Annotated in this window: 19 protein-coding genes; 12 read left to right on the forward strand and 7 right to left on the reverse strand. The window is 57.3% G+C overall.

Going from position 1 to position 24,041, the window contains the following annotated elements:
- Positions 1–52: 52 nt before the first annotated feature.
- The 3 genes from dksA to thpR form a co-directional block, all read right to left on the reverse strand.
- Entirely contained in the window at positions 53–508 is a 456-nt protein-coding gene (dksA, locus tag ACMGGH_RS09440) for an RNA polymerase-binding protein DksA (protein WP_013095632.1), read from the reverse strand.
- 176 nt (positions 509–684) lie between these two features.
- On the reverse strand, positions 685–1,389 hold the full coding sequence (sfsA, locus tag ACMGGH_RS09445) for a DNA/RNA nuclease SfsA (RefSeq protein WP_041911210.1): 705 nt from the start codon (positions 1,387–1,389) through the stop codon (positions 685–687).
- Positions 1,379–1,933, reverse strand: coding sequence for an RNA 2',3'-cyclic phosphodiesterase (thpR, locus tag ACMGGH_RS09450; protein ID WP_232948596.1), 555 nt, complete (start codon positions 1,931–1,933; stop codon positions 1,379–1,381). The genes sfsA and thpR overlap by 11 nt, the downstream gene beginning before the upstream one ends.
- 73 nt (positions 1,934–2,006) lie before the next feature.
- On the opposite strand from thpR, the gene hrpB reads away from it, so the two are divergent.
- The 10 genes from hrpB (at position 2,007) to fhuB (ending at position 18,458) form a co-directional block, all read left to right on the forward strand.
- Entirely contained in the window at positions 2,007–4,436 is a 2,430-nt protein-coding gene (gene hrpB, locus ACMGGH_RS09455; protein WP_232948595.1) for an ATP-dependent helicase HrpB, read from the forward strand.
- A gap of 145 nt (positions 4,437–4,581) precedes the next feature.
- Positions 4,582–7,107, forward strand: a complete 2,526-nt coding sequence (mrcB, locus tag ACMGGH_RS09460) for a bifunctional glycosyl transferase/transpeptidase (RefSeq protein WP_045631651.1) — start codon at positions 4,582–4,584, stop codon at positions 7,105–7,107.
- A gap of 334 nt (positions 7,108–7,441) precedes the next feature.
- Entirely contained in the window at positions 7,442–8,014 is a 573-nt protein-coding gene (locus tag ACMGGH_RS09465; RefSeq protein WP_232948594.1) for a fimbrial protein, read from the forward strand.
- Between the two features lie 43 nt (positions 8,015–8,057).
- Positions 8,058–8,771, forward strand: a complete 714-nt coding sequence (locus ACMGGH_RS09470; RefSeq protein ID WP_248178374.1) for a molecular chaperone — start codon at positions 8,058–8,060, stop codon at positions 8,769–8,771.
- A 19-nt stretch (positions 8,772–8,790) separates the two neighbouring features.
- Positions 8,791–11,271 carry a fimbria/pilus outer membrane usher protein gene (locus ACMGGH_RS09475; protein ID WP_232948592.1) on the forward strand — a complete coding sequence of 827 codons (2,481 nt, stop codon included), beginning with the start codon at positions 8,791–8,793 and terminating at the stop codon, positions 11,269–11,271.
- 8 nt (positions 11,272–11,279) lie between these two features.
- Positions 11,280–12,284: a fimbrial protein gene (locus ACMGGH_RS09480; RefSeq protein WP_080351079.1), complete on the forward strand. Its 1,005-nt coding sequence runs from the start codon at positions 11,280–11,282 to the stop codon at positions 12,282–12,284.
- 201 nt (positions 12,285–12,485) lie between these two features.
- Positions 12,486–14,741, forward strand: a complete 2,256-nt coding sequence (fhuA, locus tag ACMGGH_RS09485) for a ferrichrome porin FhuA (protein WP_126326323.1) — start codon at positions 12,486–12,488, stop codon at positions 14,739–14,741.
- A 50-nt stretch (positions 14,742–14,791) separates the two neighbouring features.
- The gene (gene fhuC / locus ACMGGH_RS09490; RefSeq protein ID WP_028015563.1) at positions 14,792–15,589 is read left to right on the forward strand and encodes a Fe3+-hydroxamate ABC transporter ATP-binding protein FhuC; all 798 of its coding nucleotides are present in this window, start codon (positions 14,792–14,794) and stop codon (positions 15,587–15,589) included.
- Entirely contained in the window at positions 15,589–16,479 is an 891-nt protein-coding gene (gene fhuD / locus ACMGGH_RS09495; RefSeq protein WP_232948591.1) for a Fe(3+)-hydroxamate ABC transporter substrate-binding protein FhuD, read from the forward strand. The genes fhuC and fhuD overlap by 1 nt, the downstream gene beginning before the upstream one ends.
- Positions 16,476–18,458 carry a Fe(3+)-hydroxamate ABC transporter permease FhuB gene (gene fhuB, locus ACMGGH_RS09500; RefSeq protein ID WP_232948590.1) on the forward strand — a complete coding sequence of 661 codons (1,983 nt, stop codon included), beginning with the start codon at positions 16,476–16,478 and terminating at the stop codon, positions 18,456–18,458. The genes fhuD and fhuB overlap by 4 nt, the downstream gene beginning before the upstream one ends.
- A gap of 84 nt (positions 18,459–18,542) precedes the next feature.
- Here fhuB and hemL read toward each other — a convergent pair whose 3' ends face one another.
- A complete protein-coding gene (gene hemL / locus ACMGGH_RS09505; protein ID WP_041911201.1) occupies positions 18,543–19,823 on the reverse strand; it encodes a glutamate-1-semialdehyde 2,1-aminomutase in 1,281 nt (426 codons plus the stop codon).
- A 177-nt stretch (positions 19,824–20,000) separates the two neighbouring features.
- Here hemL and clcA point away from each other — a divergent pair, with 177 nt between their 5' ends.
- Positions 20,001–21,401 carry a H(+)/Cl(-) exchange transporter ClcA gene (clcA, locus tag ACMGGH_RS09510; protein WP_048961425.1) on the forward strand — a complete coding sequence of 467 codons (1,401 nt, stop codon included), beginning with the start codon at positions 20,001–20,003 and terminating at the stop codon, positions 21,399–21,401.
- Positions 21,402–21,480: 79 nt separating this feature from the next.
- Complete coding sequence (erpA, locus tag ACMGGH_RS09515) at positions 21,481–21,825, forward strand: iron-sulfur cluster insertion protein ErpA (RefSeq protein ID WP_008501923.1); 345 nt, start codon at positions 21,481–21,483, stop codon at positions 21,823–21,825.
- Positions 21,826–21,883: 58 nt separating this feature from the next.
- Here the strand turns inward: erpA and ACMGGH_RS09520 are convergent, their stop codons facing one another.
- Genes ACMGGH_RS09520 through mtnN form a run of 3 tightly spaced genes read right to left on the reverse strand, consistent with a single transcriptional unit; the run spans position 21,884 to position 24,020 of the window.
- Positions 21,884–22,507 (reverse strand): TRIC cation channel family protein, encoded by a 624-nt coding sequence (locus ACMGGH_RS09520; RefSeq protein ID WP_193052995.1) that lies wholly within the window; start codon positions 22,505–22,507, stop codon positions 21,884–21,886.
- Between the two features lie 21 nt (positions 22,508–22,528).
- On the reverse strand, positions 22,529–23,329 hold the full coding sequence (gene btuF / locus ACMGGH_RS09525) for a vitamin B12 ABC transporter substrate-binding protein BtuF (protein ID WP_232948589.1): 801 nt from the start codon (positions 23,327–23,329) through the stop codon (positions 22,529–22,531).
- Positions 23,322–24,020, reverse strand: coding sequence for a 5'-methylthioadenosine/S-adenosylhomocysteine nucleosidase (mtnN, locus tag ACMGGH_RS09530; protein WP_028015570.1), 699 nt, complete (start codon positions 24,018–24,020; stop codon positions 23,322–23,324). Before mtnN ends, btuF begins: the two co-directional genes overlap by 8 nt.
- Positions 24,021–24,041: the final 21 nt, after the last annotated feature.

Consider the following 24,041-nt stretch of genomic DNA (forward strand, 5'->3'; position numbering starts at 1 on the left):
GTAACAAGGCGGGAGAGACTCCCGCCTTTGAAGTGTATAAACAGCGCTGGCGTTAGCCGGCCATCTGTTTTTCGCGGATTTCGGCCAGCGTTTTACAGTCGATGCACAGATCGGCGGTTGGACGCGCTTCCAGGCGACGAATACCGATTTCAACACCGCAGGATTCGCAGTAGCCAAAATCTTCGTCTTCGACTTTTTTCAGCGTTTTCTCGATCTTTTTGATCAGCTTGCGTTCGCGGTCACGGTTACGCAGTTCGAGGCTGAACTCTTCTTCCTGAGCGGCACGGTCTACCGGATCCGGGAAGTTAGCAGCTTCATCCTGCATATGCGAAACGGTGCGATCCACTTCATCCCTGAGTTGATTACGCCATGCTTCAAGAATACGCTTGAAGTGCGACAGCTGGGCTTCGTTCATATACTCTTCGCCCGGCTTCTCTTGATACGGCTCCACCCCAGCGATGGCGAGAATACTCAGGGACGATGTTTTACGGTTTTGCCCTTCTTGCATGTTGCTTCTCCTTAACACGCACTATCGATCCCCGTGTTGGGGGAAAAATCAGGTCGCTATAAATAGCAGATGCTTTTCCGTATGGCAATTATCTAAACGTAACACTTGACAAGCCTGTGAGGAAAAGCGTATTTGCGCACGCGGCCAGAACACTTATTCATCAATCGTCTAATCCCTTATAAGACAATGGGAAGAGACGATCTCAGAGTCATATTATCGGCAGAAAGTTCCGCTTTATAAGCTAAAACCTCTACCCCCTGCTTTTGTGCCTCATTCAACAGTTGTGCGTATTTAGGATCGATATGGCGGGCAGGGGAAAACCGTTCAATCGCTGTATGCAACACCGCAAACAGCAATACGGCGCGTTTGCCCGCCGCCGCAACACTCATTAGCTCTCGCAGATGCTTCTGCCCGCGTAGCGTTACCGCATCCGGAAAGAAGCCGTTTTCCTGTTCCGCTAACGTCACTGATTTTACTTCAATATAGCACTCAGGACGGCCTTCCGCCTGTAACATGAAGTCAATTCTGCTGCCTTCATCGCCGTATTTCACTTCTGTTTTATGCGTACCGTAACCCACCAGTTCGGGAATGGCGCCATTCGTCAGCGCTTCCTTAACCAGCTGATTTGCACGCAGAGTATTAACACAAATAAACGCCCCGTTTTGCGTTTCGGTTATTTCCCAGGTATGGGGATATTTGCGTTTAGTATTTTCTGAAGTGGAATACCAGACCGTGTCACCCGGCGCGGCGCAACCGGTCATGGCGCCGGTGTTGGGGCAGTGCAGGGTGAGCTCTTCGCCTTCCGGCGTCACTACGTCGGCGAGGAAGCGTTTGTAGCGTTGGATCAGCGTGGCGGACTGGAGTGCAGGACTAAACTTCATCGGAATTCCTTGTGGTGTCGCCCAACGTCCAGCGCTGTAGCGGCCTGTAGCGGGTGCGTCCCCGTGCAAAGACGGATTCATAAAGCGCGAATTCATTAACCGGAAAAGCCCAGTGAAAACCCGGCGGCGGAATGGCAACGGCCTGCCCGGCATCGCGCAGGAGCGTGACGTGCGGATGAAACGGCTGCGGGCTCTGGTAACAGCCACTGCGCGCTGCCTGCGCGCGCAACATATTGGCGAGCTGTAACAACCCGCGCGGCGGCTGGCGCGTACCCAGCCAGACTACGCGCGAACGCAGCCACTGACCCGCATCGTCAAGGTGCAGCGTAAACGCCGGCTGGACAATACGCCCGGCCATGGCGGCTAATGCCCGCTGTTTTTCGGCGCTCACGTCACCCAAAAAGGCCAGCGTCAGGTGCAGGTTTGCCGCCGCAACGGGTCGGCCCGCTTCCGGTGGAAAATGTTCCGCGCGCCAGCGAACGATTTGCCGCTGAAGGGGGGGGGGCAATTCAATGGCAAAAAACAGCCGTTTCGAATCAGACATACGGGGGACTCGGTAATGATATGCGCCGATGCTACAATGTACGCCGACTAATGTTAACCCTCTGGAGCTGTTAGTGTCCTCATTGCCGGTCGCCGTCGTTCTTCCTGAGCTTCTCGCTGCCTTACAACATGCCCCGCAGGTTTTGCTTAACGCGCCTACGGGGGCGGGTAAATCTACCTGGCTGCCGCTGCAGATCCTTAAAGAGGGGAAGATTGCCGGGAAAATTATCCTGCTGGAGCCGCGAAGGCTGGCCGCGCGCAACGTGGCGCAGCGCCTGGCGGAACTGCTGAATGAAAAACCGGGCGAAACGGTAGGCTACCGGATGCGCGCCGAAACCTGCGTCGGCCCGTCCACGCGGCTTGAGGTGGTCACCGAGGGCATTCTTACCCGCATGCTGCAAAACGACCCGGAGTTGAACGGCGTCGGGCTGGTGATCCTGGATGAATTCCACGAGCGCAGCCTGCAGGCCGATCTGGCCCTCGCGCTGTTGCTCGACGTTCAGCAGGGGCTGCGCGACGATCTGCGGCTGCTGATTATGTCGGCGACGCTGGATAACGAGCGGCTACGACAGGCATTACCCGATGCGCCGGTCATCAGCTCAGAAGGACGGGCATTTCCTGTTGAGCGTCGCTATCAGCCGCTTCCTGCCCATCAGCGCTTTGACGAAGCGGTAGCAATTGCCACTGCTGACCTGCTTCGCCAGGCGCCCGGCTCGCTGCTGCTATTTTTACCTGGCGTGGGGGAGATTCAGCGCGTGCAGGAGCGGCTGGCCGCCAGGGTGGGCAGTGACGTACTGCTTTGCCCGCTCTATGGCGCCCTGTCGTTGACCGAGCAGCGTAAAGCCATCCTTCCCGCCCCGGCGGGGCAGCGTAAAGTCGTGCTGGCAACCAACATTGCCGAAACCAGTTTGACCATCGAAGGCATTCGCCTGGTGGTGGATAGCGCGCAGGAGAGGGTGGCGAGCTTTGATCCGCGCACCGGGCTGACTAAACTGCTGACACAACGCATCAGCCATGCGTCAATGGTGCAGCGCGCGGGCCGTGCGGGGCGTCTTGAGCCGGGTATTTGCCTGCATTTGACCAGCGCGGAGCAGGCTGAACGCGCGGCACAGCAAAGCACGCCGGAGATTTTACAAAGCGACCTCTCCGGGCTGGTGATGGATCTCCTGCTGTGGGGCTGCCCGGATCCTGAACAGCTCACCTGGCTTAATCCACCGCCTGTCGTGAATCTCGCCGCCGCGCGCAGCCTGCTCACCCAGCTTGGCGCGCTGGAAGGGGAACGTCTGACGGCGCGCGGTCAGAAAATGGCGGCGCTGGGCAACGATCCGCGTCTGGCGGCGATGCTGGTGGCCGCGCAGGGCGAAGATGAAATTGCCACAGCGGCGAAACTGGTGGCTATTCTTGAGGAGCCGCCGCGCGGAGGCAGCAGCGATCTGGGGCAGGCGTTTTCGCGCAATCAGGGAAACTGGCAGCAGCGGGCGCAGCAGCTGTGCAAACGCCTGAACTGCCGGGGCGGTTCACCTGACGGCGATAAGATTGCCTCTCTTCTGGCGCTGGCCTTCCCGGACAGGATTGCGCGCCGCCGCGGGCTGGATGGACGCTACCAGCTGGCAAACGGCATGGGGGCGATGCTGGACAGCGATGATGCCCTGACGCGACATGAATGGCTGATCGCGCCGCTCCTGCTTCAGGGCAGCCAGTCTCCTGATGCCCGTATTTTACAGGCGATTGCCGTGGACATAGATGCCGTGACGCGTACCTGCCCGCAGCTGCTCCAGCAATCGGACATCGTGGAATGGGATGACGCTCAGGGGACGCTAAAGGCGTTTCGGCGTAGTCAGATTGGCAAACTGATCCTCGGGACGAAACCGCTGGCGAAGCCGTCGGAAGAAGAGTTACACCAGGCAATGCTGAACGGCATTCGGGAAAAGGGCCTTAACGTCCTGAACTGGACGCCGGAAGCTGAACAGTATCGCATTCGTCTGCACTGCGCCGCGAAGTGGCTACCGGAATACGGCTGGCCCGCGGTAGATGATGAGACGCTGCTCGCGACGCTTGAGCAGTGGCTGCTGCCGCAAATGAGCGGCGTGCACTCTCTGCGCGCCCTTAAGGCGCTTGATGTTAAGACCGCGTTACAGAATTTACTGGACTGGTCATTACGTCAACGTCTGGATAGTGAGCTTCCTGGGCATTACACTGTGCCCACCGGGAGCCGGATTGCCATTCGTTATCATGAGGATAATCCTCCGGCGCTGGCGGTTCGGATGCAGGAGATGTTTGGTGAGGCAACCACGCCGTCTATTGCGGAAGGGCGGGTGCCGTTGGTGCTTGAGCTGCTCTCGCCTGCGCATCGTCCGTTGCAGATCACCTGCGATCTGGGAGCGTTCTGGGCGGGAAGCTACCGTGAAGTGCAGAAAGAGATGAAAGGGCGCTACCCCAAACACGTATGGCCGGACGATCCGGCGAATACGGCGCCGACGCGGCGGACGAAGAAATATTCGTAGTGGGGAAAGTGCGGCCTGATGCCCTCACCCCGACCCTCTCCCACGGAGAGAGGGAGAAAACCAATTTTGAGAGATTTCTTCTTTCACAGGCCTGTGGAAGAAAAGAAAATCTGGCCTTTGCGCCTGAAAGTTGCGGAGAAAAAGCATGGCGGGGAATGACCGCGAGCCAATAGGACGTAAGGGAAAACCCGCGCGTCCGGCGAAAGAAAAGGTAAGCCGTCGTCGCCTCAGAGATGAGGAGTATGACGATGACTATGAAGACGATTATGAGGATGAAGAACCCATGCCGCGTAAAGGAAAAGGCAAAGGGCGTAAGCCTCGTGGGAAGCGCGGCTGGTTCTGGCTGCTGCTGAAGCTTTTCATTGTTTTTGTTGTGCTGATCGCGATTTACGGCGTTTATCTGGATCAGAAGATCCGCAGCCGTATCGACGGGAAAGTCTGGCAATTGCCGGCGGCAGTGTATGGTCGCATGGTGAACCTTGAGCCGGACATGTCCATCAGCAAGAACGAGATGGTGAAACTGCTGCAAGCTACGCAGTATCGTCAGGTCACGAAAATGACCCGCCCGGGCGAATTTACCGTCCAGGCGAAAAGCATTGAGATGATCCGCCGCCCGTTCGACTTCCCGGACAGCAAAGAGGGGCAGGTGCGCGCGCGTCTGACTTTTGACGGCGATCGGCTGGAAACCATTGAGAACATGGACAATAACCGCCAGTTCGGTTTCTTCCGTCTTGATCCGCGTCTGATCACCATGCTCTCGTCCGCCAATGGCGAACAGCGCCTGTTCGTGGCGCGTAACGGCTTCCCGGATCTGCTGGTGGATACCCTGCTGGCAACCGAAGACCGCCATTTCTACGAGCACGACGGTATCAGTCTCTACTCCATCGGCCGTGCGGTGCTGGCGAACCTGACTGCGGGTCGTACCGTGCAGGGGGCGAGTACGCTTACCCAGCAGCTGGTGAAGAACCTGTTCCTCTCCAGCGAGCGTTCTTACTGGCGTAAAGCCAACGAAGCGTACATGGCCGTGCTGATGGATGCGCGCTACAGCAAGGATCGTATCCTTGAGCTGTACATGAACGAGGTGTACCTCGGCCAGAGCGGCGATAACGAGATCCGCGGCTTCCCGCTGGCGAGCCTGTACTACTTTGGCCGTCCGGTGGAAGAGCTCAGCCTTGACCAGCAGGCGCTGCTGGTGGGCATGGTGAAAGGGGCGTCTATTTATAACCCGTGGCGCAACCCGAAACTGGCGCTGGAGCGTCGTAACCTGGTACTGCGTCTGCTGCAACAGCAGCAGGTGATTGACCAGGAATTATACGACATGCTTAGCGCACGTCCGCTGGGCGTGCAGCCGCGCGGTGGGGTGATCTCTCCGCAGCCTGCTTTCATGCAGATGGTGCGCCAGGAGCTGCAAAGCAAGCTCGGTGATAAAGTCAAAGATCTCTCCGGCGTGAAGATCTTCACAACCTTTGACTCGGTAGCCCAGGACGCGGCAGAAAAAGCGGCGGTGGAAGGGATCCCGGCGCTGAAGAAGCAGCGCAAGCTCTCCGATCTGGAAACCGCGATGGTGGTGGTTGACCGTAACACCGGCGAAGTGCGCGCGATGGTGGGCGGCGCAGAGCCGCAGTATGCGGGCTACAACCGCGCGATGCAGGCGCGTCGTTCGATTGGCTCTCTGGCTAAACCGGCGACCTATCTCACCGCGCTGAGCCAGCCGAATTTGTATCGCCTGAACACCTGGATCGCCGATGCGCCAATCTCCCTGCGTCAGCCTAACGGCCAGGTCTGGTCACCGCAGAACGATGATAAACAGTTCAGCGGCCAGGTGATGCTGGTGGATGCGTTAACCCGCTCCATGAACGTACCTACGGTTAACCTCGGTATGGCGCTGGGCCTGCCGGCCATTGTCGACACCTGGCAGAAGCTGGGCGTACCGAAAGATCAGCTGCACCCTGTTCCGGCGATGATTCTGGGGGCGCTTAACCTGACGCCGATCGAAGTGGCGCAGGCGTTCCAGACCATTGCCAGCGGGGGTAACCGCGCACCGCTCTCTGCCCTGCGTTCGGTGATTGCCGAAGATGGCTCCGTGCTGTATCAGAGCTTCCCGCAGGCTGAACGTGCCGTTCCTGCGCAGGCGGCCTACATGACGCTGTGGACGATGCAGCAGGTTGTGCAGCGCGGTACCGGTCGTCAGCTGGGGGCGAAGTATCCTGGTCTGCATCTGGCGGGTAAAACCGGGACCACCAACAACAACGTCGATACCTGGTTTGCCGGTATTGATGGCCGTGAAGTGGTGATCACCTGGGTAGGCCGTGACAACAACCAGCCGACCAAACTTTACGGGGCGAGCGGGGCGATGTCGATTTACCAGCGCTACCTGGCGAACCAGTCACCTGTGCCGCTGAACCTGGTCGCGCCGGAAGATATCGTCGATATGGGCGTGGATGGTTCCGGGAACTTTATCTGCGGCGGCGGGATGCGTACCCTGCCGGTCTGGACGACCAACCCGGACTCACTGTGCCAGCAGAGCCAGCCTGAACAGCCAACGGGCAACCCGTTCGATCAATCTTCTCAGCCGCAGCAGCCGCAGCAACAACCGGCCCAGCAGCAGAACGAGAAGAAAGACAGTGATGGCGTGGCCGGCTGGATCAAGGATATGTTTGGTGGGAATTAATTAATTCCCTGAATAAAAAGCCGCTTTAATATAAAGCGGCTTTTTTTGTTTTTTACATTCTGCAATTTTTAAAAATATTAAATATCTAATTTAGAATTTTTAAGTTCTCATTTTTTTCATCTAAAACATGCATTTGAAATCTTCTACATGTTGCGTAACTTTATCCTCTCTGGACACAATGAAGAATAATCTGATGTAATCGCCATAAGAAATTCACTGGCTCAAAGGATATTCCTATTTAGTCAGTCATGTGTAACATGCTGGATAACATTTCGACTCAAAATATTTGTAGTGCGAATGGATGCCACAATTGTCAAATATAAGGATATTTTTCATGAACAAAAAAGTTGTCTCTACATTTTTAGCCGGAAGCGTTATGGCCGCGCTGTCTCTGCCTGTATTTGCATCAAACGATTCCGGTACGGTGAACTTCGCCGGAAAAATTGTTGCCGATACCTGTGAAATTAACGTTGATGGCACAGGGACTAACGCTTCCACCGTCACTTTCGCAGATACCTATCCTTCGGATTTTGGTGCTGACGGTACGGTTGGCACCTCAAAAGCCTTTAAGATTGAAGTGAAAAAATGTGACCCGCTGGTCGCTAAACTGAACCTCAAGTTTAGCGGCACGACAACAGACGCCGCTAACAAGCGCTTGAAGAACGATCTGACTGGCGCAGGCAATGCGACCAACGTTGGCATCATCGTCAGCAATGAGAACGGCGCTAAAGGCGATGTTGTTTTCGACGGTTCAGTACCGGATACGGGTACCGATATGAATAACGATGCGACCGGGGCAACGGCTTCTGTCTTTAACTACACCGCGAAAGTGATTCAGGTGGGGGATACCGCGCCAACCGCGGGCCATTACTCCTCCTCTGCAACATTCGAGGTTGTCTATCGCTAAGCAATGACGGGCAGCCTGAACGGCTGCCTTTTTGGAACATTGTATGAAGACTTTATTTAAATTGTTATGTGGTTGTTTAATTATTTCCTGCTGTTCAGTACAGGCAAGTGTTGTTCTCGGTGGTACGCGAATTATTTATCCATCGAATAAATCAGAAGTTCAGATAGCACTTAAAAATAAAGATCCGCATACACGTTATCTGGTGCAAAGCTGGGTCAGTTACCCCAATGATGCGAAAGCGCCATTTATTATTACTCCTCCTGTTTACAAATTGCAGGAAAATCGTCAAACCCTTTTGCACGTTATTTTTACCGGCGATAAAAAAAGCCTGCCCGCAGACCGGGAATCTCTGTTTCTGGCAAACGTTAAATCCGTATCGGCACTCTCGCCGGAGCTGAAAGAGAAAAACACGCTGCAATTTGCGATGAAAACGCGCCTGAAGCTTTTCTGGCGTCCGGCTCAGCTGAAGGAAAGCGATGCCCTGGGAGCCTACGCAAAAATCACATTCCAGCGTCAGGGCGACACGCTAATTGCAAACAACCCGACCCCGTTTTACGTCTCGTTTGGCGAGCTGGCCGTTGGTGGGAAAAGTGTTCCGGTGAAAGAGACCAAAACCACGCCAGGCGCCATTTCAATGATGGTGGCTCCGTTCAGCGAGCAGCGTTTCGCTTTACCGAATTCAGCAAAAGGCGCGGTGACCTGGACAGCAATCAATGATTTCGGTGGGCAAACCCCACAGCGCAAGCAGGCTCTTTAAATCATCATGTTGGTATTTTATGTCGTCATCTCTGCTTCACAAACAGGTACTGTACGGGATCGCGCTGACGCTGCTCGCCGCGATCCAGCCTGCAAGTGCTGATGACGAATTTAACCTGCGGATCCTTGAGCTGGATACGCCCCTCGAAAATACCTCTACATTAAAAAACTTCATTAACGATAACGGGCTACTTGCCGGAAGCTACCTTACGACTGTTATGTGGGATCGGGACGTTGTGGATAAACGTCCCATCGCTTTCGTGCTGTCTGACGATAAACAGCGCCTGCTGCCGGAGCTGACGAAAGCGGATCTGCGCGATTACGGCGTGAAAGTCGACACGATCCCGGACTTAAAAGATCTGGATGACGGCGCTTATGTCCGCGATATCTCCCATTTCATTGAAAATGCCCGTTACGAATACAATCAGGATGACCAGACCCTGAAGCTGGTCATCCCGCAGGCGTATCGCGACCATGCTGCCGCTGGCGCGATACATCCAAAATTCTGGGATGACGGCGCGCCTGCCGCCTGGACAAGCTATCAACTCAGCGGTTCTCAGCAGCACTACAGTTCGGGCAAAACCTCTTCGACCTGGCTTGGCCTGGAGTCGGGGATTAACCTTGGGGCGTGGCGGCTGCGGAATAACAGCACCTGGAGCGACGCTTCTGGCTGGGAGGGCATTGCCAGCACGTTACAACGCGACATCAAAACGCTGAAAAGCCAGCTTGAGATTGGTCAGACATATACCAATGGTGAACTTTTTGACAGCGTCCAGATGACCGGCGTGAAGCTGGAAACGGATACTTCTATGCTGCCTGTTAGTCAGCAGGGCTTTGCCCCCGTCGTGCGCGGTATTGCCAATAGCGATGCGAAAGTCACTATCAAGCAAAACGGCTACACCATCTATCAGACAAACGTCTCGCCGGGGCCGTTCGAGATCCGCGATTTAAGCCAGGTAACATCCGGAGCCGATCTGGAAGTGACCGTCAAAGAGGCGGACGGCAGCGAGCATAGCTTCATCCAGGCCAGCGCATCGGTGCCGGTGCTGCAGCGGGAAGGCGGCTTTAAGTATTCGCTGGCCGCAGGGCGCTATCGCGGTAATGAAGGTGAGGACGAACCCGTCTTTGCGCAGGGCACGGCCATCTATGGTCTGCCTTATGGCGTCACGGCGTATACCGGCGCGCTGGGGGCGTCGCGGTATCATGCGCTGCTGCTGGGGCTCGGTGCCGATCTGGGGCACGTTGGCTCAGCCTCTGTCGATCTCACCGCCGCGCGTACCGCACTTGATGACGGGCGTGACGATGCCAGCGGCTTATCGTGGCGGGCGCAGTATTCAAAAGACATTCCTGACACGGATACGACCGTCACGCTTGCCAGCTATCGCTACTCCACATCGGGCTTTTATACCTTTCAGGAAGCGATCGATCGGCGTGACAGCGAAATCGATGACGGCATTTATACCTACCGCAGAACTAATAACCGCCGTAGCCGCATGCAGCTCAACCTTTCCCAGCGGGTTTCTGACTGGGGCTCGGCCTATCTCAACGGCTATCAGCAGGACTACTGGGATATGGACGGCCATGAGCGTAGCGTCAGCGCGGGGTTCAGCTCCAGCTGGCGCGACATCACCTGGTCGATAAGCTACAACCTGACCCGCACGCCAGATGCCGATACCGACCGGCAAATGGCGTTGACGGTCAACATTCCGTTATCAAAGTGGCTGCCGAATTCCTGGGCAACCTACAGTGCTAATACCTCCAGTGGCGGATTTGTCTCGCATCAGGTTGGGCTTGGCGGTACCGCGCTGGAGGACAATAAGCTGAGCTACAACCTCCAGCAGACCTATGCCAACCAGGATACGGGCTACGGCGGCAGCCTGTCCGGGCGTTATCGCGGGGCTTCCGGTGAGGTAGGGATGGGGTACAGCTACGGTGGTAACAATCGGCAGTGGAACTACAGCGCTCAGGGGTCAATCGTTGCTCACGAGCATGGCGTGACGCTGGGGCAACCCGTACGCGACGCCTTCGCCATTGTGCACATTAAAGATGGTGATAACGTCAAAGTACAAAACGGGCGCGGCATCACGACGGACCGTTTTGGTAACGCGATTGTTCCTTCTCTGACGGCCTACCGGCACAACATCATCACCGTGAATACGCAGGATCGGGAAGATATTGATGTCGACGCGGCAACGCTGGATCTCGTGCCGACGAAAGGGGCGGCAGTGCCGGCCACGTTCGACGCGCGCGTGGGACGACGCGCGCTGGTGACCTTGCTCTACGCGGGTAAGCCCGTGCCGTTTGGTGCCCTGGTGGCGCTGGACAACACCACGGCCATCGTGGGCGATGATGGGGAGGTTTACCTGACCGGGCTGTCCGGCAAAACAACGTTTAGCGTGCAGTGGGGAGAAGAGCGCGATCGGCAGTGTCACGGGACGCTGGATCTTCCCTCGCACAGCGCGGCAGGGATCGTGAAAGCCACGGTCAACTGCCTTAACTGAGGTATCTCATGAACCTACGACGTATCGTTAACACATTCCTGCCACCGGTACTGCTTGTGCTGGCGGGGGCATTTTGCCATTCAGCCCGGGCAGATTGTACCTTCAACGGCAGCGCTGACGCGGATGCCGTGGTGACGTTTCAGCTTCCCCCGGTCATTATTGTCGCCCCCGACACGCCCGTCGGCACCGTGCTTTATGACGCCAGCGTCGAGAGTAAAGCGGTGACGGTGGATTGTAGCGGTGACGCGCAAATTCGACGCGGGTATTTGTACCTCACGGATGCGGATGCGCGCGAAGGTGTGATGAGCGGGGTTTATCAGACCAACGTGCCGGGTATTGGCATCCGCGCGGCGTCGTCGACCGAACGGCTTCCCGGTTACACTGAGCAGGATTTAGTCCGGCCCATGCAATTTCTGGGATCGATCCACGGTTATTCGCAAAGTAGATCTGTATTTCGCGCCGCTGCCCAACTGGTCGTCACGGGCGCGATCCAGGAGGGCGATCTTGATACCTCACGGTTAACCTCAATGGATATCCTGGGCAACGCGCCGATCGGTGAAATGCGCTTCTCTCCCACCACTATTCGCATCACCACAAATACCTGTAACCTGGTCGATCGCAACATCTATGTGCCGCTGAAAACGGTCAATACCCAGGACTTTAGCGGCCAATACTCTGACATCCTCACGGACGGCAGCTTTAAGATTGAGATCACCGACTGCGCGGCAGGCACAAAGGTGGATTATCAGTTTACCAGCGCGGGATCAACGGGCGTCACGAACGGCAATATTTTGGGGATCGCCTCCGGAGATTCCGCCGCTGAAGGCGTCGGCATTCAGATCCTTGACCAGAATGATACGGTACTGCAGTTCGATCGGAACTATACGGCGATAACCGGCACGCAGGACAACGTTCCTGTCGAGATCCCACTCAAGGCTCGCTACGTCAGGACGGGGGAGATAAAAGCCGGCAAAGTCGATTCTGTCGCGACGTTCGAGCTCTTTTACCGTTGATTCATCCTGCCCGCTCTGGCGGGCTAAGGATCATTTCACTAACTTCGTTAACCCTCTCTTTTCATCTGGTTAATTCTTAAACCCTTAAATCTTGTAGGGCCGCTTACTGCTTGCTATGCAACCAGCGTTTCGCATATTATTCTGCGGTCATAATAATAATTCTCGTTTACGTTATCATTCACTTTTCCATCAGAGATAAACATGGCGCTTTCCAATACTGCTCAGCCAATTAACACGTCGCTGCGTAAAGTCGCGGTTGTCGTAGCCACAGCGGTTGCCGGCATGTCTGCATTTGCTCACGCTGCCGAAACCCCGAAAAAAGAAGATACTATTACCGTTACCGCTGCACCTGCTGCACAGGAAAGTGCCTGGGGACCTGCTGCGACTATCGCCGCTCGCCAATCTGCGACCGGTACCAAAACAGACACCCCAATTCAAAAGGTTCCACAGTCTATTTCTGTGGTAACGGCCGAAGAGATGGCGCTGCATCAGCCACGTTCCGTTAAAGAAGCTCTGAGCTATACCCCGGGCGTTGCAGTAGGCACCCGTGGTGCTTCCAATACTTACGACTACCTGGTTATTCGCGGTTTCGCGGCCGATGGCCAGAGCCAGAACAACTACCTCGACGGCATGAAAATGCAGGGGAACTTCTACAACGACGCGGTAATTGACCCGTACATGCTGGAGCGCGCCGAAATCATGCGTGGCCCGGTTTCCGTTCTGTACGGAAAAAGCAGCCCAGGCGGCTTGCTGAACATGGTCAGTAAGCGCCCAACAACCGAGCCGCTGAAAGAGATCCAGTTTAAAGTGGGTACCGACAGCCTGTTCCAGACCGGCTTTGACTTTAGCGATGCGATCGACGATGACGGCGTTTATTCATACCGTCTGACGGGCGTTGCGCGCTCGAACAATTCCCAGCAGGAAGGTAAAGGCGAACAGCGTTACGCTATCGCGCCATCCTTCTCCTGGCGTCCGGATGACAAAACCACCTTCACGTTCCTTTCCTACTTCCAGAACGAGCCTGAAACGGGCTACTACGGCTGGCTGCCAAAAGAGGGGACGGTTGACCCGCTGCCAAACGGCGATCGTCTGCCGACTAACTTCAATGAAGGCGCGAAGAACAACACCTATTCCCGTAACCAGAAAATGGTGGGATACAGCTTCGACCACGAATTCAACGATACTTTCACCGTGCGTCAGAATCTGCGCTTTGCCGAGAACAAAACCTCGCAAAACAGCGTTTACGGCTACGGCATGTGTTCCGATCCGCTCTATTCGAGTAATCCGGCATCCAGCCCTTGCGCGAGCATTCCTCAGTCACAATGGGGGCATACGCTGACTCGCCAGTATGTGATCGATGACGAGAAGCTGCAAAACTTCACCGTTGATACGCAGCTTCAAAGCAAGTTCGCGACGGGGGCTCTCGACCATACTCTGCTGACAGGCGTTGATTTCATGCGCATGCGTAATGACATTAACTCCTGGTTCGGCTACGCCGGCTCCGTTGCGCCATCCGATATTTACGATCTCGATCGTGGCGATTTCGATTTCGGTTCACACCCTGGACCGTCTGGTGCTTACCAGGTGCTGAACAAGCAGAAGCAGACCGGCGTTTACGCTCAGGATCAGATCGAATGGGATAAAGTGCTGGTGACACTGGGCGGCCGTTACGATTGGGCCGATCAGGAGTCCTACAACCGCGTATTAAATACCACCGCCAAGCGTGATGATACTCAGTTCACCTGGCGTGGCGGCGTTAACTACCTGTTCGACAACGGGGTAACTCCTTATTTCAGCTACAGCGAATCCTTTGAACCGGCTTCCCTGACCGACGCTCAAGGTAAACCATTCTCACCGTCTAAAGGCAAACAGTACGAAGCGGGCGTGAAATACGTGCCTAACGATCGTCCGATCGTGATCACCGGTGCAGTGTATCAGCTGACCAAAACCAACAACCTGATGGCTGACCCAACTGGCTCACCCTTCTCCGTTGAAGGCGGCGAGATCCGCGCCCGTGGCGTAGAGCTGGAAGCCAAAGCGGCGTTATCTGCCAGCGTGAACGTTGTCGGTTCTTATACCTATACCGATGCGGAATACACCACCGACACCAACTACAAAGGCAACACGCCGGCGCAGGTGCCAAAACATATGGCATCTCTGTGGGGTGATTACACGATGTTTGACGGCCCACTGTCTGGCCTGACGCTGGGTACCGGCGTGCGTTATACCGGCTCCAGCAAAGGTGACCCGGCGAATAGCTTCACTGTTGGAAGCTATACACTGGTTGATGCACTGGTCAGATACGATCTGGCGCGTGTAGGCATGGCCGGATCAAACGTCGCGCTTCACGTGAACAACCTGTTCGATCGTGAGTACGTTGCCAGCTGCTTCAACACCTACGGTTGCTTCTGGGGTGCTGAACGCCAGGTTGTCGCCACCGCGACCTTCCGCTTCTAACCTCTTTATGGGCACGGTTCGCCGTGCCCTTTTTATTTAAGTTGGCTGACATGCAGGATAATAAAACGCAATCCGACACCACCTTTACGCTCAATAATCTCTCCTTTCGCGTACCCGGGCGCACCCTGCTGCATCCGCTCTCTCTGACGTTTCCTGCCGGTAAAGTGACGGGCCTGATTGGCCACAACGGTTCCGGTAAATCCACGCTGCTCAAGATGCTGGGACGCCACCAGCCACCTTCTGAAGGGGATATTCTGCTGGACGATCGGCCGCTGGAGGGCTGGAGCAGTAAAGCCTTTGCCCGCAAGGTGGCCTACTTGCCGCAGCAGCTGCCGCAGGCGGAAGGGATGACGGTGCGTGAGCTGGTAGCGATTGGCCGCTATCCGTGGCACGGGGCACTTGGCCGCTTCGGCGTCGCCGACAGGGAGAAAGTAGAAGAGGCGATTGCGCTGGTAGGGCTAAAACCGCTGGCGCATCGCCTGGTGGATAGTTTGTCCGGCGGTGAACGTCAGCGGGCGTGGATTGCGATGCTGGTGGCGCAGGACAGCCGCTGCCTGCTGCTGGATGAACCGACCTCTGCGCTGGATATCGCCCATCAGGTCGACGTGCTGGCGCTGGTGCATCGCTTAAGCCAGCAGCGCGGCCTGACGGTGATCGCTGTCCTGCACGATATCAACATGGCGGCGCGCTACTGTGACTACCTCGTCGCGCTGCGCGGCGGTGAAATGATCGCTCAGGGTACGCCGTCTGAGCTGATGCGCAGCGAAACGCTGGAACATATTTACGGTATTCCGATGGGTATTTTGCCTCACCCTGCCGGGGCTGCTCCCGTGAGCTTTGTCTACTGATGCTGGATTCAACATACATTAGCCGCCGTCGCCTGCTGACGGCCATGGCGCTCTCGCCGCTGCTGTTGAAGATGGCCCCGGCCCGCGCCGCCGCTATCGATCCGCACCGCATCGTGGCGCTGGAGTGGTTACCCGTCGAGCTGATGATGGCCCTGGGTATCACGCCCTACGGCGTGGCCGACATTCCCAACTACACCCTGTGGGTGAATGAGCCAAAACTGCCGGACTCGGTCATCGACATCGGTCTGCGCACGGAGCCAAACCTTGAGCTTCTCACGCAGATGAAACCGTCTTATTTATTCTGGTCTGCGGGGTATGGCCCGTCGGAAGAGATCATGGCGAAGATTGCGCCGGGACGAGGCTTTTCCTTTAGCGACGGTAAAAAGCCGCTGACCATGGCAAAAAATTCCATCCATGAGATGGCCCAGTTCCTCAACCGGGAAGCAGAAGCAAAACAGCATCTCGATGAGTTTGACGCGCTGATTGAGTCTTTTAAGCCGCGCTTTGCCCGCCGTGGCGATCGGCCTTTGCTGATGGTGACGCTGCTGGATGCCCGCCATATGCTGGTCTTTGGCAAGAACTGCCTGTTCCAGGAAGTGCTCGACAACTTCGGCATTCGCAACGCCTGGGAAGGCGAGATGACGTTCTGGGGAAGCACCGCCGTGGGCATCGACCGTCTGGCGGCGTTTCGCGACGTCGATGTCCTGTGCTTTGACCACGGCAACGAGCGTGAAATGCAAACCCTGATGGCGACCCCGCTCTGGCAGGCGATGCCGTTCGTGCGCGAGCAGCGCTTCCTGCGCGCCCCTGCGGTATGGTTTTACGGCGCGACGCTGTCGGCAATGCACTTTGCCCGCGTGCTGGACAACGTGATGGGGGGCAAAGCATGAGTACGCGTATTGCCCGTTTCCCGGCGCTGCTGCTGGGGCTGATTTTTCTGGCGGCGCTGGCGCTAACCGGGTTCAACCTCTCCACGGCACTGCCGCGCGAGCAGTGGGCGGCCGCGTTTGCCGCTCCGGATATCGACAATATTCAGCAGATGTTGTTCCACTACAGCCTGCTGCCGCGTCTTAGCATCTCCCTGCTGGTCGGGGCGGGGCTGGGACTGGTGGGCGTGCTGTTCCAGCAGGTGCTACGTAACCCGCTGGCGGAGCCAACCACGTTGGGCGTGGCGACGGGGGCACAGCTGGGGATCACCATCACCACCCTCTGGACGCTGCCGGGGGCATTAACCTCGCAGTTTGCCGCGCTGGCAGGTGCCTGCGTCGTGGGCGCGCTGGTCTTTGGCGTGGCCTGGGGAAAACGTCTCTCGCCGGTCACGCTGATCCTCGCCGGGCTGGTCGTCAGCCTCTACTGCGGCGCGATCAACCAGCTGCTGGTGCTGTTTCACCACGACCAGCTGCAAAGCATGTTTATGTGGAGCACCGGCACGCTCACCCAGACCGACTGGAGTATCGTCCAGCGCCTGTGGCCACAATTGTTTGGCGGCGTGGTGCTCACGCTGCTGCTGCTGCGCCCGCTCACTCTAATGGGGCTGGATGATGGCGTGGCGCGCAACCTGGGGCTGGCGCTGTCGCTGGCTCGTCTGGCGGCGCTCACGCTGGCGATTGTGTTAAGCGCTCTGCTGGTTAACGCGGTTGGCATCATCGGGTTTATCGGCCTCTTTGCGCCGCTGCTGGCGAAAATGCTCGGGGCGCGTCGCCTTCTGGCACGTCTGCTGCTGGCGCCGCTGATCGGGGCGCTGATCCTCTGGCTTTCCGATCAGATCATTATCTGGCTGGCGCGCGCCTGGATGGAAGTGTCTACCGGGTCGGCAACGGCGCTTATTGGGGCGCCGCTGCTGCTGTGGCTGCTCCCGCGTCTGCGCAGCATCAGCGCCCCAGCGATGGACGCGGGCGATAAGGTCTACGCTGAACGTCAGTCGGTGCTGTGGTTCAGCCTTGCCGGTCTGGCGGTGTTGCTTATCGCCTCGTTTGCCGCCCTCGCGTTTGGGCGCGATGCCGCAGGCTGGCACTGGGCAACGGGTGACTTACTCAACGAACTGTTGCAGTGGCGCTGGCCGCGTATTCTCTCCGCGCTGATTGCCGGGGTGATGCTGGCGGTGGCGGGCTGTATTATTCAGCGTCTGACCGGTAACCCGATGGCAAGCCCTGAAGTGCTGGGGATCAGCTCCGGCGCGGCCTTTGGCGTGGTGCTGATGCTCTTCCTGGTGCCGGGCAATGCGTTTGGCTGGCTGATGCCTGCCGGGAGTATCGGTGCTGCGGCCACGCTGATGATTATTCTGGTTGCCTCTGGCCGCGGCGGATTTTCTCCGCACCGCATGCTGCTGGCCGGTATGGCGCTCAGCACCGCCTTTACTATGCTGCTGATGATGCTGCAGGCGAGCGGCGATCCGCGCATGGCGAAGATCCTGACCTGGATTTCCGGCTCAACGTACAACGCCACCGCCAGCCAGGTTGCCTGGTCCGGAAGCGTTATGATCGTGCTGCTGGCGATGGTACCGCTGTGCCGTCGCTGGATGACCATTCTGCCGCTGGGGGGCGAAACCGCGCGTGCGGTTGGCTTAGCGCTGACGCCAACGCGCGTCGCGCTTCTTCTGCTGGCGGCGTGTCTGACGGCAACCGCCACCATGACCATCGGTCCACTAAGCTTTGTAGGGTTGATGGCGCCGCATATCGCCAGAATGATGGGTTTCCGACGGACGATGCCACATATTGTGATGTCGGCCCTGACGGGCGGGGTCATTCTGGTGTTTGCCGACTGGTGTGGAAGGATGGTTCTGTTCCCGTATCAGATCCCGGCGGGCCTGCTGTCGACCTTTATCGGTGCGCCTTACTTTATCTATCTGTTGAGAAAGCAGAGTCGGTAGTCAGGTGCGGCCTGATACCCTCTCCCACGGGGAGAGGGAGAACATCGTAGGCCGGGTAAGCGTTAGCGCCACCCGGCAATGCCCTTAAAGCTTCGCAAACACCTTACGCGCCGCGTCGATGGTGTTATTGATATCTTCTTCGCTGTGCGCCACGGACATAAAGCCCGCTTCGAACGCGGACGGTGCCAGGTACACGCCTTCTTCCAGCATCAGGTGGAAGAACCGCTTGAAGCGCTCAACGTCGCACTTCACCACGTCCTGATAGCGGGTCACGGTTTTCGCATCGGTGAAGAAAATCCCGAACATGCCGCCCACGTGGTTAACAACCAGCGGAATTCCCGCTTCTTCTGCGGCTTCCAGCAGACCGTTTGCCAGCTGCGTGGTACGGTCCGTCAGGGTTTCATGAATACCCGGCTGCGCCACTTCGGTCAGGCAGGCGAAGCCCGCAGCCATGGCAATTGGGTTACCGGAGAGCGTGCCCGCCTGGTAAACCGGGCCGGTTGGTGCCAGGGCTTCCATCACGTCCTTACGACCGCCGAAAGCACCGACCGGCATGCCGCCGCCGATGATTTTGCCGAGGCAGGTCAGGTCCGGCTCAACCTCATAATAAGACTGGGCGCCCGCCAGTGCCACGCGGAAGCCGGTCATCACTTCATCGATGATCAGCAGCGCGCCGAACTCATCGCACAGCGCGCGCAGGCCCGGCAGGAAGTCAGGCTGCGGCGGGATGCAGTTCATATTGCCCGCAACCGGTTCAACGATAATGCAGGCGATCTCCTGCGGATACTGCTCGAACGCCGCGCGAACGGTGTTCAGATCGTTGTAGGTGCAGGTCAGGGTGTGCTTCGCGAAATCAGCAGGTACGCCAGGCGAGTTTGGCTGGCCGAGGGTCAGCGCGCCGGAGCCCGCTTTCACCAGCAGGCAGTCTGCATGGCCGTGGTAGCAGCCTTCGAATTTGATGATTTTGTCGCGACCGGTAAAGCCGCGCGCCAGACGGATGGCGCTCATGGTGGCTTCGGTACCGGAGTTCACCATACGCACCATGTCCATGGTCGGCACCAGTTCGGTAACCAGCTCCGCCATTTTCACTTCCATCTCGGTCGGCGCACCGAAGCTCAGGCCGCGCTGCGCGGCTTCGATGACCGCGTTACGAATGGCGGGATGGTTATGTCCGAGAACCATCGGCCCCCAGGAACCGACGTAATCGATATAGGCTTTGCCATCGACATCATACAGATACGCGCCGTCAGCACGTTCAATAAACAGCGGCGTGCCGCCCACGCCGGTAAAGGCGCGTACTGGCGAGTTCACGCCACCGGGGATTAGCTCGCGGGCTGCACTGTAGAGGTTTTCAGACTTGCTCATGGCGTCGTTCCTGGTTCGTATAAAATGATTAAGCACACTATTCTAAGTGATCCGCAGAAGGTTATGAAATTTTTAGCCTGTTAATGCTTTAAGATTTGTTAAGTATTTTTCAGGCGTCGCAGGGAAGGTCTCTGGTAAAATCTTCGCGGCTTTTTGTATGACGAATAAGAACAGGACATGAAATCAGATTCCCCGTCTTTCGAAGAACAACAGTTTACGCGCGTCCAGCACCGAATCAGCATTCGGCGGCTGCTCAATCGCGATAAAACGCCGCTGGCGATCCTGCTTGCTGCTGCCGTGGTGGGTACCCTTGCAGGGCTGGTTGGCGTGGCGTTTGAAAAAGCGGTTAATGCCGTACTCAACTGGCGAGTGGGAACCGTAGCCGGTTTTGCCGATCGCGAATGGCTGGTCTGGGTAGCGGCATTCGGCCTGTCTGCGCTGTTTGCCATGGTGGGGTATTTTCTGGTGCGTAAATTCGCCCCGGAGGCGGGCGGGTCTGGCATCCCGGAAATTGAAGGCGCGCTGGAGGAGCTGCGCCCGGTGCGCTGGTGGCGGGTGATCCCGGTTAAGTTTATTGGCGGCATGGGAACGCTGGGCGCAGGGATGGTGCTCGGGCGGGAAGGGCCAACGGTGCAGCTGGGGGGGAACGTCGGCCGCATGGTGGGCGATCTGTTCCGCATGCGAAGCGCCGAGGCGCGCCATACGCTGCTGGCCACCGGTGCAGCGGCGGGGCTTTCTGCGGCGTTTAATGCGCCGCTGGCCGGTATTTTGTTCATCATCGAAGAGATGCGCGCGCAGTTCCGCTACAACCTGATCTCCATAAAAGCGGTGTTTACCGGCGTTATTATGTCGAGCATCGTCTTTCGCATCTTTAATGGCGAAGGGGCGGTGATTGAAGTCGGTAAACTGACCAACGCACCGGTTAACACCCTGTGGCTATACCTGATCCTCGGCATGATTTTTGGTGTGGTGGGCCCGCTGTTTAACACCTTTATCTTACGCGCTCAGGATATGTTCCAGCGCGTTCACGGCGGCAATACCACGAAATGGGTGCTGATGGGCGGCCTGCTGGGCGGCATTTGTGGCGTGCTCGGCTTTATCGAACCGAATGCCGCGGGCGGCGGTTTCGGGCTGATTCCCATTGCCGCAGCCGGGAATTTCAGCGTGGGTTTGCTGCTGTTTATGTTTTTCTCCAGGGTCATTACGACGGTACTGTGCTTCTCCTCCGGCGCGCCCGGCGGGATTTTTGCCCCGATGCTGGCGCTGGGAACGCTGCTCGGCACCGCGTTTGGTATGGCGGCTGAGGCAGGTTTCCCCGCTTACCACCTGGACGCCGGCACCTTTGCAGTGGCCGGGATGGGGGCGCTGCTGGCCGCGTCCCTGCGCGCGCCGTTAACCGGCATCGTGCTGGTGCTGGAGATGACGGATAATTACCAGCTCATTTTGCCAATGATCATTACCTGTCTCGGCGCGACACTATTAGCCCAATTCCTGGGTGGAAAACCGCTATACTCCACCATCCTCGCGCGTACCCTGGCAAAACAAGAGGCGGAGCGGGCCGCCACGCAGAATACTTGAATGAATTACCAGGGTATTAGATAATGACGAAAAGAATTGGGTGAATTTTACCCAATAGCAGTATTCATGGGAGCATAAGATGAGTGATGACGTAGCTGTGCCGCTGGAGTTTACCGAAGCAGCAGCCAATAAAGTGAAAACCCTGATTGCCGACGAAGACAATCCGGATCTGAAACTGCGTGTCTATATTACCGGTGGCGGCTGCAGCGGCTTCCAGTACGGTTTTACCTTTGACGATCAGGTGAACGACGGCGATATGACCATCGAGAAGCAGGGCGTCGCGCTGGTCGTTGACCCGATGAGCCTGCAGTATCTGGTGGGCGGTTCGGTGGATTACACCGAAGGTCTGGAAGGTTCGCGTTTTGTGGTGACCAACCCGAACGCAACAAGCACCTGCGGGTGTGGTTCTTCGTTCAGCATTTAAGCCTGAATGCGGATTGTAGGCCCGGTAAGCGAAGCGCCACCGGGCTTATAAACGACGCCTATCTTGAAGTTTCATCCAGCGCAAACGTCGGCAGCTTCAGGTGCCAGCGTATCGCCGCTAAACGTATCACCAGCGTCACGACCATCCCCAGCATCGCGGCGTTTTCCAGCGGAATTGCAAACGTGTAGTACGCGGTCGCGTGGACAATGCCGCCCGCAATACAGGCCGTTGCGTAAATTTCAGTACGCAGGATCATCGGCACCTCACGCGCCAGAATGTCGCGAATGATGCCGCCGCCCACGCCGGTTAACACGCCCATGCAGATCGCCACCATCGGGCCGGTGCCCGCATTAAACGCCTTATTGACGCCAATACCGACAAACACGGCCAGACCGACGGCATCCAGTACCGGCAATATCCACTTTGGCAGTCTGCGAGGCTGGCGAACCAGGATGATAGTCAACAGACAGGTGACCATTGCGACCACAAGATCGGTAGGATCTTTCACCCAAAACACCGGGCCATTTGCCAGCGCCATATCGCGGATTGTCCCGCCGCCAACGGCGGTCACCACGCCAAGCACCAGCACGCCAAACGGATCCATGCGTAGTTTTCCGGCGAGCAGGACGCCGGAGATAGCAAAAACGGCTGTACCAAGAATATCCAGCCAATAAACGAGCATCGTTAAATCCTCGAACAAATGTTAATGACCCTCTGCCAGGGCGGCACAGAGCTGTTTTGCGGCGAGGATAATACGCGGGCTGGCGCGTTCAAACCAGTCACCGTTGAGTGGGATCACCGGAATTTTTAGCTGGCTCTGCCAGAATTGTTTAATTTTAGGAATCTCGCTTGCATTTCCGACCACGACGATAGCCTGTGGCTGGCGCGCCAGGACCTGCTCACGGCTCACCTGAGGCCACGGTACCCGGCTGGCAGCAAAGATATTTTCACCGCCGCAGACTTCCAGCACCTGGTTCTGAATCGAGCCTTTTCCGGTGGTAAACAGCGGCTGGCTGCCGAACTGCAGGAAGATGCGCTTTTTAACAGGCGTATCGTATTGGGCTTTCAGCGCGGCATAGTCGCTGAGCATCTGGTTCGCCGCACTCTCGGCTTTTTGAGGCGCAGGGCTATAAGGGGCCAGGGCGCGCAGAGCCTGAGCGACCTGCTCAATACTTACCGCGTCAACCCACATGACCTTGATGCCAAGCGAGGTGAGCTGGTTAACCTGCCGCTCGGCGTTACCGCCGCGCCAGGCCAGCACGAGATCCGGCTTAAGCGCCACAATGCGCTCAAGGTTCATCCCTTGCCAGGTGGCCACTTGCTCAATGCCGGCCGCCTGTGGAGGGTAATCTGAAAAGCTGCTGACGCCAATGGGGGTGATCCCGGCGGCAAACGCCAGTTCGGTGTTAGCGGGAGAGAGGGTAATCACACGCGGCGCGGCTAACAGCCACGCCGGTGCAAGCAGCAGCAGGGCGGCCAGCGCCCTGATAGACCGTTTAGCCACGCGCCAGGTTCTGCACCAGGCGTTCCACCATCACGGTGGACTGTTTTGCCGCAACGGCCAGGAACTCGTCGAAGCTGATGTGAGACTGCTGGTCTGCCACGTCAGAGATGGCGCGAACCACCACGAACGGTACGCTGAAATTGTGGCAAACGTGCGCAATCGCGGTCGCTTCCATCTCTACGGCAACCGCCTGCGGGAAGTTATGACGAATTTTCGCCAGACCGACGGAGCCATTGATGAACGCATCACCGCTGACAATCAGGCCGCGTACCGCGTTGAGATTGAGCTCAGCAATGCAGGCTTCAGCCGCCGCAATCAGTTTATCGTCAGCTTTAAACCCTGCCGGGCAGCCCGGAAGCTGGCCATACTCGTAGCCGAACGCGGTGACGTCAGCATCGTGGTAACGCGCTTCGTCGGAGACAACGATATCGCCCACTTTCAGCGTCGGTGCCAGACCGCCTGCTGAGCCCGTGTTAATGATGACGTCCGGCTTGCAGCGCTCAAGCAGCAGGGTCGCACCCAGCGCAGCAGCCACTTTACCGATGCCTGATTTCAGCAGAGCCACCTCAACACCGTTCAGCTGCCCGGTGTAGATCTCACAACCCCCGAGAGAGAGGGTCTGACGGTTCTCAATTTTGTCACGCAGGAGCGTAACTTCTTCTTCCATTGCACCAATAATGCCGATTTTCATAGATTTACTCGCGATGTGCCT

Origin of the sequence: Enterobacter sp. BNK-16, assembly GCF_048684955.1 — a bacterium.
Lineage (GTDB): Bacteria > Pseudomonadota > Gammaproteobacteria > Enterobacterales > Enterobacteriaceae > Enterobacter > Enterobacter bugandensis.